At 56.4% G+C, this 16,863-nt stretch carries 13 protein-coding genes and 1 riboswitch; of the genes, 5 read left to right on the forward strand and 8 right to left on the reverse strand.

Annotation, left to right across the window (positions count from 1 at the left end; all coding sequences use genetic code 11):
- Window positions 1–48 precede the first annotated feature (48 nt).
- Entirely contained in the window at window positions 49–1,797 is a 1,749-nt protein-coding gene (locus RDQ42_RS07700) for a PatB family C-S lyase (protein ID WP_308588515.1), read from the reverse strand.
- A 346-nt stretch (window positions 1,798–2,143) separates the two neighbouring features.
- Between RDQ42_RS07700 and RDQ42_RS07705 the strand changes: the two genes are divergently transcribed.
- Together RDQ42_RS07705 and RDQ42_RS07710 are read left to right on the forward strand one after the other, a co-directional pair.
- Entirely contained in the window at window positions 2,144–2,818 is a 675-nt protein-coding gene (locus tag RDQ42_RS07705; protein ID WP_308588516.1) for a response regulator transcription factor, read from the forward strand.
- A gap of 17 nt (window positions 2,819–2,835) precedes the next feature.
- Entirely contained in the window at window positions 2,836–4,326 is a 1,491-nt protein-coding gene (locus RDQ42_RS07710; protein ID WP_308588517.1) for a HAMP domain-containing sensor histidine kinase, read from the forward strand.
- 68 nt (window positions 4,327–4,394) lie between these two features.
- Here RDQ42_RS07710 and RDQ42_RS07715 read toward each other — a convergent pair whose 3' ends face one another.
- The 3 genes from RDQ42_RS07715 to pflB form a co-directional block, all read right to left on the reverse strand.
- Complete coding sequence (locus RDQ42_RS07715) at window positions 4,395–5,906, reverse strand: IMP dehydrogenase (protein WP_308588518.1); 1,512 nt, start codon at window positions 5,904–5,906, stop codon at window positions 4,395–4,397.
- Between the two features lie 230 nt (window positions 5,907–6,136).
- Window positions 6,137–6,871 (reverse strand): pyruvate formate-lyase-activating protein, encoded by a 735-nt coding sequence (pflA, locus tag RDQ42_RS07720; RefSeq protein ID WP_054331744.1) that lies wholly within the window; start codon window positions 6,869–6,871, stop codon window positions 6,137–6,139.
- Window positions 6,872–6,886: 15 nt separating this feature from the next.
- A complete protein-coding gene (pflB, locus tag RDQ42_RS07725) occupies window positions 6,887–9,118 on the reverse strand; it encodes a formate C-acetyltransferase (protein WP_308588519.1) in 2,232 nt (743 codons plus the stop codon).
- Between the two features lie 82 nt (window positions 9,119–9,200).
- A riboswitch (ZMP/ZTP riboswitch) is annotated at window positions 9,201–9,287 on the reverse strand.
- 438 nt (window positions 9,288–9,725) lie between these two features.
- On the opposite strand from pflB, the gene RDQ42_RS07730 reads away from it, so the two are divergent.
- Window positions 9,726–11,168, forward strand: coding sequence for an FAD-dependent oxidoreductase (locus RDQ42_RS07730; RefSeq protein ID WP_054331746.1), 1,443 nt, complete (start codon window positions 9,726–9,728; stop codon window positions 11,166–11,168).
- Window positions 11,169–11,230: 62 nt separating this feature from the next.
- On the opposite strand, the gene RDQ42_RS07735 is transcribed toward RDQ42_RS07730, so the two are convergent.
- Both RDQ42_RS07735 and RDQ42_RS07740 read right to left on the reverse strand, forming a co-directional pair.
- Complete coding sequence (locus RDQ42_RS07735) at window positions 11,231–11,779, reverse strand: NADPH-dependent FMN reductase (RefSeq protein WP_071427975.1); 549 nt, start codon at window positions 11,777–11,779, stop codon at window positions 11,231–11,233.
- A gap of 178 nt (window positions 11,780–11,957) precedes the next feature.
- A complete protein-coding gene (locus RDQ42_RS07740; protein ID WP_054331748.1) occupies window positions 11,958–12,293 on the reverse strand; it encodes a helix-turn-helix domain-containing protein in 336 nt (111 codons plus the stop codon).
- 153 nt (window positions 12,294–12,446) lie between these two features.
- Here RDQ42_RS07740 and RDQ42_RS07745 point away from each other — a divergent pair, with 153 nt between their 5' ends.
- A complete protein-coding gene (locus RDQ42_RS07745; protein ID WP_071427979.1) occupies window positions 12,447–12,848 on the forward strand; it encodes a pyridoxamine 5'-phosphate oxidase family protein in 402 nt (133 codons plus the stop codon).
- 132 nt (window positions 12,849–12,980) lie between these two features.
- On the opposite strand, the gene RDQ42_RS07750 is transcribed toward RDQ42_RS07745, so the two are convergent.
- Window positions 12,981–13,925, reverse strand: coding sequence for a LysR family transcriptional regulator (locus RDQ42_RS07750; RefSeq protein ID WP_054331749.1), 945 nt, complete (start codon window positions 13,923–13,925; stop codon window positions 12,981–12,983).
- A 172-nt stretch (window positions 13,926–14,097) separates the two neighbouring features.
- Between RDQ42_RS07750 and megL the strand changes: the two genes are divergently transcribed.
- Window positions 14,098–15,297 carry a methionine gamma-lyase gene (gene megL, locus RDQ42_RS07755; protein ID WP_054331750.1) on the forward strand — a complete coding sequence of 400 codons (1,200 nt, stop codon included), beginning with the start codon at window positions 14,098–14,100 and terminating at the stop codon, window positions 15,295–15,297.
- A gap of 86 nt (window positions 15,298–15,383) precedes the next feature.
- Here the strand turns inward: megL and RDQ42_RS07760 are convergent, their stop codons facing one another.
- Window positions 15,384–16,484 carry an ATP-binding protein gene (locus RDQ42_RS07760; RefSeq protein WP_308588520.1) on the reverse strand — a complete coding sequence of 367 codons (1,101 nt, stop codon included), beginning with the start codon at window positions 16,482–16,484 and terminating at the stop codon, window positions 15,384–15,386.
- Window positions 16,485–16,863: the final 379 nt, after the last annotated feature.

A 16,863-nucleotide genomic window follows, 5' to 3' on the forward strand; every position in this document is an offset into this window, starting at 1 on the left:
CCCGTTCGCTGGGCCATGGAAATTTCTACCGGATGCAAACGGATTCGATTATTCTTTTACCAGCTGGGCCAGTTCTTCCACGGTGGGGATGTCAGCCGCATTTTTGCCATAGTGGGCATAGGTGATGGTCAGGTTCCCGTCCACCACAAAGCAGGCGGGAAGCTGCAATTCTTCCCCCTCATAGGCGCCGTGCTGGAATCCTTCCTCCTTGACCTTGGCGATCTTGTCCAGGGCGTCGCCGCCGGCCAGTTCCATCTTATCCTTGGCGGGGCGGATGTCCAGTTCCCCATACAGCTTTTGCTGTGGATCACAGACGATTTCGAAGGGCAGATCCCCCGGCTGGAGCTGCTGAGCCATCCCCGCAGGGTCGGATTGGAGCACTACCAGGGCTTTTGCCCCCTGAGAGGCGATCTTCTCATACTGCACCTTCAGCTGATGGATGTCATACTGGCACAGGGTGCAGCCATAGTACCGCAAAAAGAGGATGGCGGTGGGGCGGCCGCCGGTCAGCTTCCGGAGGGAGACGCCGGAGCGGAAGGGGGTGTCTACCACAAAGTCGGGCATCTTGTCGCCGGCTTTGCGCTTTTTGCTTTGGAATCCACCCCGGGCGTTGAGGGCGTCCACAGCGGCTTTCAGCCGCTCCAGGGCTTCCACCAATACTTTGGTGGGGCAGGCCAGGTTGATCCGCTCAAAGCCGTCCCCTTCCTCGCCAAAGAGGATACCTTCATCCAGGAAGAGCTTGGCTTCATCCTTCATAAAGTTTTCCAGGTCCTTGCCGTACATGCCCAAGCCGCGGCAATCCACCCAAAGAAGATAGGTGCCTTCCAGGGGATACACCTTGAGTTGAGGCAGCTTCTTCTCCACAAAGGCCTCCACTGTTTTGGCGTTGAGGTGGATGAGGGAGAGCAGCTGGTCCAACCAGTTTTCACATTTATTGTAGGCGATTTCGCAGGCTTTGTAGCCCAGGATGTTCAGGGACATCACCGCGTTGGCCAGGCGGGCAGAAGCAAATTTTTCCCGCAATTCAGCGTTGGGGATGATGATGTTGGAGGTCTGCATGCCGGCCAGGTTAAAGGTTTTGCTGGGGGCAGTGCAGGTGATGGTGTTCTGGGCAAACTCGGGGCAGATGGAGGCCAAAACGGTGTGTTTGTGGCCAGGCATCACAAAATCCTGATGGATTTCATCCACCACCAGGATGACATTGTTCTCCTGGCAGATGCGGCCCACCTCGGTCAGTTCCTCCCGGGTCCAGACCCGGCCCACCGGGTTGTGGGGGCTGCAAAGGATCATCAGGGTGTTGGCGGGGTCTGCGGCCTTTTGGCGCAGGTCTTCTAGGTCAAAGGTATAGCTGCGCTTTTCCTCGTCGTGGATTAGCGGGTTGTTGACCACCTTGCGGCCGGTCATCCCCACTACCATGCTGAAGGGGTAGTAGACGGGGCGGTTGATGATGACCCCATCGCCGGGTTTGGTGAACGCCTGGACCGCGTAGCCCAGGGCCGGCACCACGCCGGGAGCGGTGACAATCCACTGGGGATCCACCTTCCAGTTGTGACGGCGTTCCATCCAAGAGGTCACCGAAGCCAGATATCCTTCGGTCTCGGTGGTATAGCCCAGGATGGCATCGCCCAGGTAATCCTGAAGCCCCTCGATGATTTCCGGCGCGTTTTTCAGCTCCATGTCCGCCACCGACAGGGGGACGATGTCCCGCTCAATATTGGGGTTGTGTTTTTTCATCCCCTCCCACTTGGAGGAACCAGTACCGGTTCGGTTGACCAGCGTTTCGAAATCGTAATGCATAAACAAATGACCTCCTGCTGTATTCCGCTTGGCGCGTTGCAAATGTGAATCGGTTATGACCGGAATGTTAACTGTCTAAACGATATCACTAATTGCCCAAAATGTCAACTAAAACAGTTTTTACCAGCATTTATATGTAAATATTAGACAATTTCCCATCGATTTCCCAATTTAGAGCCTAACCGATGGCAAAGAGGTTTCCTGTTTCCGGAAAGAGCCGATTTGTTTTCGAACAGCGGTCAATCTGTATTCATCTAAAAAACACATTTTCAATTTATCCTTTTTGTATTATACTAAGGGTGACTGTGAAAACCGCTAACAATTGCCCGAGGAAAGGTGATGGATTATGTACCAGATTTTGGTGGTGGATGACGAGGAACGCATCCGCACTCTGATTCAAAAATACGCCCAGTTTGAAGGGCATACCGTATTTGAGGCGTCCAATGGCCTAGAAGCGGTGGAACTTTGCCGGAAAAAGGCTTTTGACTTGATCATTATGGATATTATGATGCCGGAACTGGACGGTTTCTCTGCCGTCAAGGAGATCCGCAAGACCGCCTCCACCCCGGTGATCATGCTCTCCGCCCGGGGGGAGGAATACGACAAAATCCACGGCTTTGAGCTGGGGGTGGACGACTATGTGGTCAAACTCTTTTCCCCCAAGGAGCTGATGATGCGGGTGGATGCCATCATGAAGCGATCCGGCCGCGGTGGGGATCAAGACCGCCATGAGGTCTATAAAACCGGCGGCCTGCTGGTGGATTTCACCGCCCGCAAGGTGTTGATTGATGGGGAAAATGTGGAGATGTCCCCCAAGGAATACGACCTGATTTTCTACCTGGTGAAAAACCGGGGCATTGCCTTGACCCGGGAGAAGCTGATCTGCGAGGTGTGGGGGTATGACTTCTACGGCGATGCCCGCACCTTGGACACCCACATCAAGCTTCTGCGCAAAAGCCTGGGCAATTACAGCGACCGGATTGTCACTCTGCGGGGTGTGGGGTACCGGTTTGAAGGCTGATAGAGAAGGGGACGGGTATGGGTATTGCGGCAATCAAAAAGCGGTTTGACAACACCAGCATCAAATGGAAGATCTTTGCAGTGCTCATCAGCTTCTGCACCATCTTGCTGGTGCTGCTCTGGCTGTTCCAGGTGGTCTTTCTGGACAGCTTTTACAAACACATCAAAATCAGCACGGTGAAAAAGAGCGCCAACTCCATTGTGCAGAACATAGACAATGAGCATCTCCAGGAATTGGTAGAGCAGATTTCCTTCGGCAACGAGGTCTGTGTGGACATCCGATGGCAGAATGGGGAGAAAAGGGTCTCCTCCGACGCGCTGCGAGGTTGCCTCATCCACCGGATGCCCAACGAGGAACGGTTTGGGCTTTTCCAAAAAACCCTGGAAAACGGCGGAGAGCTGTTGGGGTATTACAACTATGACAGCTTCCGCCTCCCAAATTTTGACACTGGGAAGTTCAAAGGGCCGTTCCCCAAGGTGGAACACTCCCCCCAGCAGACCATCATCTTTTCCAAGGTCATGGAGGATCAGAATGGGGAATCGGTATTTATTATGATCAATGCCTTGGTATCGCCAGTGGATGCCACCGTAGCCACCCTGCGAACTCAGTTTTATTACATCGCCGGGTTTATGCTGCTGTTTGCCACCCTCTTGGCCCTGGTGATCTCCAAATGGGTGTCCAGCCCCATTGAGGCTATCAACCGCTCGGCCAAGGAATTGGCCACAGGGGATTATGACGTCCACTTTTCCGGCAGCGGCTACCGGGAGATCAACGAGCTCTCCACCACCCTCAACTATGCGGCCCAGGAGCTTTCCAAAGTGGACGGGCTTCGGCAGGAGCTGATCGCCAACATCTCCCATGATTTGCGCACCCCGCTGACCCTGATCAGCGGCTACGCCGAGGTGATGCGGGATCTGCCCGATGAAAATACCCCAGAAAACGCCCAAATCATCATTGATGAAGCCCAGCGGCTTTCTACTTTGGTCAATGATGTCCTCGACCTCTCCAAGCTCCAGTCGGGGATGCAGAGCGTCAACTTAACCGATTATAACCTGACCGATTCCCTATCGGGGGCGGTGCTGCGGATGAACGAGCTGCTCCGCAAAGATGGCTATTCCCTGGAGTTTTCTTATGACCAGCCGGTGTGGGTCCATGCGGATCAAACCCGGATTCACCAGGTGTTTTACAACCTGCTGACCAATGCCATCAACTACACCGGTGAAGATAAAAAAATCTATGTGGAACAATCGGTAGCGGGGGAGTGGGTCACCGTTCGGGTGCGGGACACCGGTGAAGGGGTCTCCCCGGAGAACCTGCCTTATATCTGGGACCGGTACTACAAGGTGGATAAAACCCACAAGCGGGCAGTGACCGGAACTGGATTGGGCCTCTCCATCGTCAAATCGGTACTGGAACTCCACGGCGGGAGATATGGGGTGGAATCCACGCCGGGCGGCAGCACATTCTGGTTCCAGCTAAAAACCGTGCCGCCCCAGGAAGAGAAATAAATGACGCGTTCCATAACAAAAGCCCCCGGCTTAAAGCCGGGGGCTTTTCATTCAGATGGGAACTTTGGTTATTTGGGGAAGTTGGAGCGGTCGTTGTCCTTGAGCACCACGTCGTGGGCGCCGCCTTCCACAATGCTGGTAGCGGAAACCAAGGTGAGCTTGGCGTTCTGCTGCAGCTCGGGGATGGTGAGGGCGCCGCAATTGCACATGGTGGAACGGACCTTGCTCAAGCTAATGGCCACATTGTCCCGCAGGCTGCCGGCGTAGGGTACATAGGAGTCCACACCCTCCACAAAGGAAAGCTTGGCCGCGCCGCCCATGTCGTACCGCTGCCAGTTGCGGGCACGGGCAGAGCCCTCGCCCCAATACTCCTTCATAATGCTGCCGTTGATGTTGACCTTCTCAGTGGGGCTCTCGTCAAACCGGGCGAAGTAGCGGCCCAGCATCAGGAAGTCTGCGCCCATGGCAAGGGCTAGGGTCATGTGATAGTCGTAGACGATGCCGCCGTCGGAGCAGATGGGAACGTAGACGCCGGTCTCTTCAAAATACTCATCCCGGGCCTTGGCCACGTCGATGAGGGCGGTGGCCTGTCCGCGGCCGATGCCCTTCTGTTCCCGGGTGATGCAGATGGAGCCGCCGCCGATGCCGACCTTGATGAAGTCAGCCCCGGCTTCGGCAAGGAAGCGGAACCCTTCCCGGTCCACCACATTGCCTGCACCCACCTTGACGGTGTCGCCGTATTTGCCGCGGATAAAGTCCAAGGTGCGTTTCTGCCATTCGGAGAAACCCTCGGAGGAGTCGATGCACAACACGTCAGCGCCGGCTTCCACCAGGGCGGGGATCCGCTCCTCATAGTCGCGGGTGTTGATGCCCGCGCCCACCATGTAGCGCTTGTGGCTGTCCAGCAGTTCCAAAGGGTTCTCCTTGTGGGAGTCATAGTCCTTGCGGAAGACCATATACATCAGGTGGCCGTTGTCGTCCACGATGGGCAGGCTGTTGAGCTTGTGGTCCCAGATGATGTCGTTGGCTTCCTTCAAGGTGGTGGCGGGGCCGGCATAGACCAGGTGGTCCATCCCAGTCATAAACTCGCTGACCTTGGTGGAGGTGTCCATCCGGCTGACCCGGTAATCCCGGCTGGTGACAATGCCCAGCAGTTTGCCGGTGGCGGTGCCGTCCTCGGTGACGGCCATGGTGGAGTGGCCGGTCTTCTGCAGAAGTTCCAGCACATCGGCCAGGGTCTGGTCGGGCTTGATGTTGGAGTCGCTGACCACAAACCCGGCCTTGTAGGACTTGGCCCGGGCCACCATAGCGGCTTCGCTTTCAATGGACTGGGAGCCGTAGATAAAGGACATGCCGCCTTCCCGGGCCAAGGCGACGGCCATTCTGTCGTCGGAGACCGACTGCATGATGGCGGACACCATGGGGATGTTGATGGAGATGGCGGGTTCCTCCCCCTTTTTGAACTTGACTAGTGGGGTTTTCAGGCTGACATTGGCAGGGATGCACGCGGCGGAGGAATAGCCGGGCACCAACAGATACTCGCTAAAGGTGTGGGAGGGCTCTTCAAAATAAAACGCCATAAGTTACGCTCCTTTGCATCTGATGTGGGGATCTATCTGGATGGAAAATCATATAGAGTAGAATTGTATCTATTATAGCACACTTTGAAGCAAAGGGAGCAGGGCGAACTGCCAAAATCTAGAGGGATTTTGCAGGGCTTTTTGCAGAATTTTGCCGGATTGTCCCGAATAAAGAAACCCGGGCGAGGAAATTTAGGTTCTCCGCCCGGGTTTTGACACAGAAAAAGGGGTTACAGGGGAATGGATCGGCACTTGCCGCAGCTTTCTGCAATGGCCAAGAGAGGCCCCATTCCTTGAGGGGACATTTCGGGGACATCCGCCAAAGGGAAGGGAATGCCCAGCTCCTGGTACTTGGTCAGGCAGAGCTTGCGAAAGGGGAGAAGCTCCAGCTTTTCCAGGTTGGGGTATTCTCCGGCCTTGGCGGCCAGCTCCCGGATGTGCTCTGGGGAATCGGTGAGGCCGGGCACCACCACGTGGCGCACCCAGAGGGGGATCTCCATCTCCTGGACCAGGTTCAAGAAATCAAGGGTATGTTGGTAGCTGCCATGGCACCGCTGACGGTATGCCTCCTCTGAGAGAAATTTGATGTCGCAGAGGACCAAATCGGTGTGGAGCAGTACCTCCCGTGCCTTTTGCAGGTTGCCTGCGCCGCTGGTGTCCAGAGCGGTGTGGAGGCCCATGCTGTGAAGTAGGCGGAACAGTTCCGCTACAAATTCCGGCTGGGCAAGGGGTTCCCCCCCGCTGACCGTCACCCCGCCACGCTTGAGGTAGGGCCGGTACCGGGCGATCTGCTCTGCCACCTGGGTGGGGGTATAGGGGGTGCCGCCGGCGGGATCCCAGGTGTCGGGGTTGTGGCAGTACTGGCAGCGCAGGGGACAGCCCTGCAAAAAGACCACATAGCGAAGGCCAGGGCCGTCTACCGCCCCCAGGGACTGGAAGGAGTGGATTCTTCCGGTGTTTTCCATGGTTTTCCCCCGTTTCTACATGGCTTGGTGGAATGTGCGGGCGATGACCTCCCGCTGCTGTTCCCGGGTCAGCTTGTGGAAGTGGACCGCGTACCCCGACACCCGGATGGTCAGGTTGGGGTAGTTCTCCGGGTGGTGGTAGGCGTCCACCAATGTCTCCCGGTTCAGGACGTTGACGTTGATGTGGTGGGCCTTTTGGGCGAAGTAGCCGTCCAGAAGGTCGCAGAGGTTGCGGCAGCGCTCCTCCTCGGTTTTGCCCAGGGCGTCGGGGACGATGGAGAAGGTGTTGGAGATGCCGTCCCGACAGAGGTTGTAATCCAGTTTAGCCACCGAGTTGAGGGAGGCCAGGGCGCCGTTTTTCTCCCGGTTGTGCATGGGGTTGGCGCCGGGGGCAAAGGGCTCTCCAGCCTTGCGGCCATCGGGGGTGGAGCCGGTTTTTTTGCCGTACACCACGTTGGAGGTGATGGTCAGGATGGATAGGGTGTGGGTGGCATCCCGGTAGGTGGGGTTCTGTTTTAGGGCGTTGTAGAACGCCTCCACCTGCTGGCAGGCGATGGAGTCCACCCGGTCGTCGTCGTTGCCAAAGGCGGGGTAATCGCCCTCCACCACAAAGTCGGTGATCAGCCCGTTTTCCCCGCGGATGGCCCGCACTTTGGCGTATTTGATGGCGGAGAGGGAGTCAGCCAGCACGCTCATCCCCGCGATGCCAAAGGCCATGTTGCGGTGGACCTGGGTGTCGTGGAGGGCCATTTGGGTCTTTTCATAGGCGTATTTGTCGTGCATGTAGTGGATGACGTTCATGGTGTTGACATAGAGACGGGCCAGCCAGTCCCGATAGGGGGCCATCCGGGCCAGGACCTTGTCATAGTCTAGGATCTCCTCCTCGTAAACCGGCCCCTCCGGTCCCACCTGGATGCCGTACCGCTCATCCTTGCCGCCGTTGAGGCTCATGAGCAGCAGCTTTGCCAGGTTGGCCCGGGCCCCGAAGAACTGCATCTCCTTGCCCAGCCGCATGGCCGAGACGCAGCAGGCGATGCCGTAATCGTCCCCGTAGATGGGGCGCATCAGGTCGTCGTTTTCATACTGGATGGAGTCGGTGTCGCAGGAGACCTTGGCGCAGTACCGTTTAAAGGATTCGGGCAGGGCCTCGCTCCACAAAATGGTCAAGTTGGGTTCGGGGGCGGAGCCAAGGTTGTATAGGGTGTGGAGCATCCGGTAGGAGTTTTTGGTGACCAGGGTCCGGCCGTCCTCCCCCATGCCGCCCAGGGATTCGGTGATCCACATGGGGTCGCCGCCGAACAGCTCGTTGTAGGCGGGGGTGCGCAGGTGGCGTGCCATCCGCAGCTTCATGACAAAGTCGTCCATGATCTCCTGGGCCTCTTCCTCCGTGAGGGTGCCGGCAGCCAGATCCCGTTCAAAATAGATGTCCAGGAAGGTGGAGACCCGGCCAAGGCTCATAGCGGCGCCGTTCTGCTCTTTAATGGCTCCCAGGTATCCGAAATAGGTCCACTGGACAGCTTCCCGGGCGTTCTGGGCAGGCAGGGAGATGTCATAGCCGTAGAGTGCGGCCATCTCTTTGAGCTTGCCCAAGAAGTTGATCTGTTGGTATAGCTCCTCCGAAAGGCGGATGGTGTCGGTGTCCATGACCTCCAAAGAAAGTTGCCGCTTGTCCCGGCGCTTCTCCTCCATCAAAGCGTCGATGCCGTAAAGGGCCACCCGGCGGTAATCCCCGATGATCCGGCCCCGGCCGTAGGCATCGGGCAGTCCGGTGATGATGCCGCAGTGGCGGGCGGCTTTGGTCTCGTCGGAGTACACCCGGAACACCCCGTCGTTGTGGGTGGTGCGGTACTGGAATTCATCTTCCACCTTCTGGGAGAGCTGATAGCCGTAAGCCTCACAGGCTTCCCGGGTCATGCGAAGGCCGCCGAAGGGGTTGACCCCCCGCTTGAGGGGCCGGTCGGTCTGAAGGCCCACAATGATCTCTTTCTCCTTGTCCAGGTAGCCGGGCTTGTAGGCGGTGAGGGAGGAGACGGTCTGGGTGTCCACATCCAGCACCCCGCCGAACTCCTGCTCCAGCCGGAACAGGCCCTCCAGTTTGTGCATCAGGCTTTTTGTCCGATCTGTGGCAGGGGTGAGGAAGCCTTCATCCCCCAGATAGGGGGTGTAGTTCTGTTGGATAAAATCCCGCAGGTCGATCTCCTGCTGCCAGTGCCCGCCTTTGAATCCCTTCCAAGCTGCAAATTCCATGGTGATGCTCCCCTTTCTTTTGACAGGTGCCCCGGCTGCCAACCGGACAAAACAAAAAGGGCAACACAGATGGTGTATCCATCCATGTTGCCCAGGCAGCCGGCGTAAACCCAATCCCCTGCGCCGCCCTGTGGTTTTGTCCACTTATCTGCCAGTGGCGAAGAGGTGTTTTGTTGTAGCCCCAGTATAGAACGAAAAGGAGAAATTTGTCAAGTATTTGTCAAAAGTTTGGAGAATCCCCTGGCCTGGCAGAGATAAAATGAGAGGTTTTTGGAGAAAAGAGCGAATTTTTGTGTAAAACATTGATATACAGGAAAAAATGTATGGCTGCTGTGATATCCACTTTTTGGAAGCTCACTGATGGCAAAGAGGGGCCGCGCTGAGGCAAGAAACGGCTTGCAAAAACAGAATCCCCTAGATAAACGGTTTGTCTCAAAGGGAAAAGGCGGGGTATTACCCAATCAGAATGCGGACAAAATGGAACCAAGATCTATCACTTTTTGAAATAAATTTTATCTCCTCTGCCCAGGAAAAAATCGCCGGGATTTCACCCTTTGAAGGGGTAATTCCACGGTTTTTGCCCATCCTAAAGAGGAGGTGAAAACATATGGAATCCTTATGGAAAAAGACGGTGGAACTGCCCCGCCAACGGGTGCTGGGACAAGATTTACAAGTGCAATGCGCCATTGTAGGCGGGGGCATGGCGGGGCTGCTGACTGCACTTTTCCTCGAGCGCAATGGGGTGGAGGCAGTGGTGCTGGAGGCGGACCGGGTGGCAGGCGGCCAGACTGGCAACACCACGGCCAAAATCACCGCCCAGCACGGCATGATCTACCACAAACTGCTGGATACCCTAGGCCGGGAAAAGGCCCAGCAATATGCCCACGCCAACCAACGGGCCATTGAGCAATACCGCCAGATCGCCGGGGATTTGGGGATTTCCTGCTGGATGGAGGAGCTTCCCGCCTACCTGTATTCCCGGTTGGAGGAAGAGCCTCTGCGCCGGGAGGCAGACGCTGCCAAATCTTTAGGCTTTGATGCAGCCTTCACCATGGATACCACCCTTCCTTTTCCGGTGGCGGGGGCAGTCCGGTTTGAAAATCAGTCCCAGTTCCATCCCCTGGAATTTCTCCAGGGGATTCTGCCGAAGCTGACGGTGTATGAGGAAACACCGGTCCTCTCAGTGGAGGGGGATGCCTTGGTCACTCCAGGAGGGCGGGTCACTGCGGAGGAGATTGTCTTTGCCACCCATTACCCGTTCCTCAACCTGCCGGGGATGTACTTTGCCCGGATGCACCAGGAGCGCAGTTATGTGATCGCCCTGGAAGGTGCCCAAAAGCTGGATGGCGTCTATTATGGCGTCGATGAAGAGGGAGGCTGGTCCATGCGCAACGCAGGGGAATATCTCCTCCTGGGCGGCGGCAACCACCGCACGGGGGACAACCGATCCGGGGGGAAATACCGCTCCCTCGCCGATGCGGCAAAAGAATTCTGGCCGCAGAGCCGGGAGGCAGCCCGCTGGTCCGCCCAGGACTGCATGACCCTGGATGGGGTTCCCTATATTGGGCAGTTTGCCGAATCCACCCCCAATTGGTATGTGGCCACCGGGTTTGGAAAATGGGGAATGACCCATTCCATGGTGGCGGCCCAACTGATTTCCGACCGGATTCTAGGCCGGGAAAACCCGGATTGGGAGGTTTTTTCCCCCCAGCGGTTCACCCCAGGCGCCTCGGCTAAAACCTTTTTGGAAAACGGCCTCCAAGCGGTCAAAGGCCTGGGCAGCCAGCTTCTGGAACCGCCGCGGGCTCTGCTCAAGGATTTGCAGCCTGGCCACGGCGGCATCGTGGAGTGGGGGGAAGAGAAGGTGGGTGCTTACCGGGATGAGGCAGGGGAGGTCTTCCTGGTGTCCACCCGCTGCCCTCATCTTGGATGCCAGCTGGAGTGGAATCCCGATGAAAAAAGCTGGGATTGCCCCTGCCATGGTTCCCGGTTTGACTACAAGGGCAACCGGATCGATGGCCCAGCCCAAACCGGCCTCCACCGGGGATAAGGCCTTCGGAACGCAATTGGAAAAAGAATCTCCCCATCTGTATATGCAGATGGGGAGATTTGTTAATCTAAGAAGGTGAGAAATGCCTCCGCCTGTTTGCGCAGGCGTCCTTCCTGGCTCTCGGTGAGGGAAAGGCAGTTGCTTTTGAACGCCTCGGGAGACAGGGGGATCCCGGTGCGGGGGACTGCCATCATCTTCATGCCCAGGACAGAGAGAAGCATCATCAAATGGTCCTGGACGCAGGCGGTACCCGCAGCTCCGCCAGCCCCGGAAAAGGTGACTGGTTTGCCAAAGAGGCAGGTTGCTTCCCCAGGCTGATTGGGACGGGAGAGCCAATCCAGCAGGTTTTTCAGAACACCGGGGAGGCTGTGGTTGTATTCAGGGACAAAGAGCCATACCCCATCCGCCCGGGAGACTGCCTCCCGGACCTGCGCCACCGGCAGCGGCACAGGGAATTCCATATCCTGATTAAAAAAGGGAACCTGCGTGTAATCGAGAAACGCGACCTCAGCCCGTTCCCCCAGCATTTCCTGGGCCAATTGGGCCAACTGCCGCTGGAACGATTCCTTCCGCAGGGAGCCAATTATCATTAAAATCCGCTTTTGGTTCATACAGCCAACCTCCATATCCATCCATTCTCAGACCAGCATGGGCGATTTCCCCCAATTCTATTCGGAAAAATGGGGAGGCCCCACCGGCGAAAGCGGCATGAAACGCAGCTTATCCCCTTTTGGGCCACTACGATATCCATTGTACTGTCGTAGGGGGAAATTGTCAAACGGAAGAGGGCTATTGGCGGCACTTTTCCTGGTATCCTTCCCCCCAGTCCCACATGGCGTCCAGAATGGGTTTGAGACTATACCCCAAATCGGTCAAGGTGTACTCCACCCGGGGTGGAACCTCGGCATAGACTGTCCGTGTGAGGAGGCCGCTTGCCTCCATCTCCCGCAGCTGGGCAGTCAACACTTTTTGAGAGACGTGGCCAATGGATTTTTTCAGCTCCCCGAACCGTTTGGTCCCGGGCAGGAGGTCCCGCAGGATCAGGACCTTCCACTTGTCGCTGATCAGGGATAGTGTGGTCTCTACTGGGCAGGCGGGCAACTGGGTGGCAGTTCTTTCAGACATGGAATCATCCCCTTTGTAAATCCAATAGTATCATTTTGGTACCTACAGTACAAAATTATGCTTACTTTACATAATTACTCTATGGATTTATTATAAAGGCAGCAGGGGGAAAAAGCAAGCCCCAAGCAAACCCATTCCAAGGAGGTACAAATCATGAATGAAGCAATCGCCTTTCTGCGGGAAAACCCAGTGCAGTATCTGGCAACCGTTGGCCGGGACGGCAGGGCCAAATGCCGCCCCTTTATGTTCGCCGGGGAACTGGACGGCAAATTGTGGTTCTGCACCAACAACCAAAAAGATGTCTACCGGGATATTGTGGAAAACCCCTATGTGGAAGTATCGGTGGCAAGCCCTGCTTACGCCTGGATCCGGCTCAGCGGCAAAGCCGTGTTTGAAGACAGCCGGGAGGCCAAGGAGATGTGTATGGGCAACCCCATTGTCAAAAGCCAGTACCAGACCGCAGACAACCCAATTTTTGTGGTGTTCTACTTGGAAGAGGCCCGCGCCGTACTCGCTGACTTCTCCGGGAACCCACCTCGAGAGTATCAATTTTAATCTAAATAGTAAAATGGATTAAAAAATATCCAAATTGTATAGTTTTGCCGCGGCGACCACAATGGGGGAAGTTCCCTTATTGCGGCAGCCCCAGCCCAACAACTCCCCCCTCCAACTGTGGAGGGGGTTTTTCTACTGGCGCATCTCCTCCGACGGGGAGAGGGCGTCGTTGAGGGCTTCGGTCATGTGGTGGAGAAATGCGGTCATCTCTCGGGTGACCGGCTTGTCCTGATGAGCAATCCACCCCAGTTTCATGGCGTCCTGCTCCCCTGCGATAGGGATAGAAACCACCCGGTCGCTGCTGAACCGACGGGGCAGAATGCCGCTGCCGATGGAGAAGGCATCGGTGTTTTCCACAACATTGTAGAAGGTGGAGCGGTCTTTGATGTAGATGATCCGGCCAGTGCGCCGCAGGTCCAGGAGGGCGATTTCCTCTGAAAAATCCATCCCCACCCCGCTTTCCTGCTCAAACACCACAATGGGGTAGGTTTCAATTTCTTCCAGCCGCACCGATTCCCGTCCCGCTAAAGGGTGCTGGACCCCCACATACACATGGGGGAGGAGGCTTTGCAGCTGGTGAAAGACAAGGCCTTTGGATTTGAGCACCTTCTTGATAAAGGTTTCGGTGAGGTTGGAAAGGAAGATCACCCCGATTTCACTGCGGCTTTGGTAGACGTCCTCAATGACCTGGTACATGTCGGTTTCTATCATGTGCAGCACATACTGGGGAGGGTTGCAGTCCCCGAGAAAGCGCAGGAACCCATCCACTGCAAAGGGATAGTGCTGGGAGGAGATGGAAAAGTGCAGGGAAGGGGTCTCTTCCTTGGCAGAGTAAAGCCCCTCCAGCCGCCTCTTCTGCTCCACTAAAATTCGGGCATAGCCGATGAACTCCTTGCCCTGGTCGGTGACGGTGATGCCCCGGTTAGTCCGGCAAAAGAGGGTGACCCCCAATTCCTCCTCCAAATCCTTAAGCAATTTGCTGATGCTCGACTGGGAGACAAAAAGCCCCTGGGCAGCTTTGTTGATGGAACCGCAGCGGGCCACCTCCAGGACATATTGTAGTTGTTGAAATGTCATAGAACCCCTCCCTTTTTCTTGGTGCATTTCCATAGCTGTTAGAAATAATCTCCAGTTGGTTATTCCTTTTGGATATAACAAACCATTTCAAAAACATATTATCACTATTTTTGTTGAAAAGCTATAATGGAATTGTAAGGAAATCACCCACGACAGCAAGGAGGAATCTGTGATGGAGAAAAGCAACTACGGTTTCGGGACCCGCGCCATCCACGCCGGGAACAAAAAGGACACCGTCAATGGAGCACTGACCACCCCTATTTACCAAACTTCGACCTTCGTGTTCGACAGCTGTGAGCAGGGTGCCGCCCGCTTTGCCGGAGAGGAGCGCGGGTATATTTACTCCCGGTTGGGCAACCCCACCTCTACCATTTTGGAGGAGAAGATTGCCGCTTTGGAAAACGGGGAAGCCGCCGCGGTCACCAGTTCCGGCATGGGGGCCATCACCTCGGCCATCTGGACCATCTGCAAGGCGGGGGATCACATCATCTCCGACGGCACGCTGTATGGCTGCACCTATGCATACCTGTCCCACGGCATCTCCCGCTATGGCGTGGATGTCAGCTTTGTGGACACCAGCAGCTTGGAGGAGATCGAGGCCGCCCTGCGCCCTAACACCACTGTGGTGTACCTGGAAACCCCGGCCAACCCCAACCTGAAAATCACCGACATCAAGGCGGTCAGCGACCTGGTACACGCTTACAATCCAGAAATCAAGGTGATTTGTGACAACACCTTTGCCACCCCTTATCTCCAGCGTCCCCTGGAACTGGGAGCGGATGTGGTGGTCCACTCCCTCACCAAGTACATGAATGGACATGGAGATGTCATCGCTGGCGCTGTGGTGGGAAAAGCCGATTACATATCCCAGGTCAAGCTGTTCGGCATCAAGGATATGACCGGCTCGGTCATCGGTCCCTTTGAGTCGTTTTTGATCCTCCGCGGCATGAAGACATTGGAGGTGCGGATGGATCGCCACTGCGATTCTGCAAAGAAGATCGTGGAGTTCCTCAAAGGCCACCCCGCGGTGGAGGCCATCAACTTCCCCGGCTTGCCGGAGCACCCCGGCCACGAGGTCGCTAAGAAGCAGATGTCCCGCCCCGGTGCCATGATCTCCTTTGAGGTCAAGGGCGGCCGTGCCAACGGAGCGAAACTCCTCAACAGTTTGAAGCTGTGCACTTTGGCAGTCAGCTTGGGTGACGCAGAAACCCTCATCGAGCACCCTGCATCCATGACCCATTCCCCCTATAGTGCAGAGGAGCTTAAAGCAGTGGGCATCTCTGAGGGATTGGTGCGGTTGTCGGTGGGCTTGGAAAACCCAGAGGATATCATCGCAGATTTAAAGGCGGGCTTGGATGCTCTGACTTGGTAACAATTAAAAATAGCGCAAAAGGGCGGAGAGAAATCTCTCCGCCTTTTTAAGTGCAAATATGGAATGGCAGTGCCAAATGGGCTAGGTCAGCTGATCCAGCGGTGGAGCACCCCCAACAGGCGGTCCATTTCTAAGGGTTTGGCCACATGTTCGTTCATACCGGCCTGCCGAGCGCGGTAGGCGTCGTCGGCAAAGGCGTTGGCAGTCAGGGCGATGATGGGGATAGTGGCTGCGTCAGGCCTTTGTCCGGTTTCCGCCAGACGGCGGATGGCTGTGGCAGCTTCATAGCCGTTCATCACCGGCATCTGGATGTCCATTAAAATCAAAGCGAAGGTCCCTGGCGGGTTGGAGGAAAAGAGATCCACCGCCTGCTGGCCATCGCTGGCGTTGACGGTGTCCAAGCCGGCCATGCCTAATAGCTCCTGGGCGATTTCCCGGTTGAGATCGTTGTCCTCCACCAAAAGGAGCTTTGTCCCCACTGGGAAGGGGGGAAGTTCCACCGCTGGATCGGTGCTGGCCGGTTCGGATGCCCCTTGCTGGGCTAGTTTTAAGAAGATAGTTACCACAAACCGGGTGCCTTCGCCCAGCTTGCTTTCCACCCGGATGGTACCGTTCATCATCTGCACCAGGTTGTGGGTGATGGCAAGGCCGAGGCCGGTGCCCTGGACCGCATTCACCCGGGGGCCTTCCGCCCGTTCAAAGGGGGTGAACACCTTGCCGAGGAACTCTTGGGACATGCCGATCCCATCGTCCTCCACCAGGAATTCAAAGCAGCCGACCCCGCTCTTACCGGAGAGCTTTTCTTCCACTTTCAAGGAGATGTGGCCGCCTTCACCGGTGTATTTTACCGCGTTGGACAGCAGGTTGAGGAGGATTTGCTGCACTCGGGTGGGATCCCCGCGGACGGCATCGCTTTGTACGGAGATAGCCAGGGAGAGCTGCTGGCCTTTGCCCTCGGCGTCAGGGCGGATCATCTGCACAGCGGCGGTCAGACAGTCGCTGAGGCGGAAGGCACTTTCATTGAGGCCGATTTTGCCAGATTCAATTTTAGACATGTCCAGTACCTCGTTGATCAGCCCCAGGAGGAGGTTGCCGGAGGAGCGGATTTTTTCCAGGCAGTCCGCCAGCCTGTCCCGGTCGTCCAGCTGGTGCTCCGCAATGGCGGCCATGCCTAGGATGGCATTCATATGATTAACTCTTATTAGGAACACGAAAACAAAAGATTTTTGACGAAAACACAAGGAAACAGATTGAAACTATCACATTACACAGAAAGCCGTCCTTGAAAACAGGGCGGCTTTTTTGCGCGATATGGCCGGGGCCTGCTGGTGGCCGCCCTGTTTTGGTTATCAAGGCGGCCCCGGCCGTTCTACCCGCAAAGTCTAAATTGTCGCGTAGTGACTTCGAGACAAAATGTCCCAAAGCAATCGTTGTCCCCGCGCATTTTTACATAGAGGCTCTGGTGGTATATCCCCCGTCGCCGCCTACTATTGAGCACAGCCGGGAGTGGGCTGTCAAGGGTGCGTAGCACCGCCGCTTGCGGCGGCTTGCCCTTGACGGCCCGCC

It is taken from the genome of uncultured Merdimmobilis sp. (assembly GCF_902471145.1).
Classification (GTDB): Bacteria; Bacillota; Clostridia; order Oscillospirales; family Ruminococcaceae; genus Merdimmobilis; species Merdimmobilis hominis.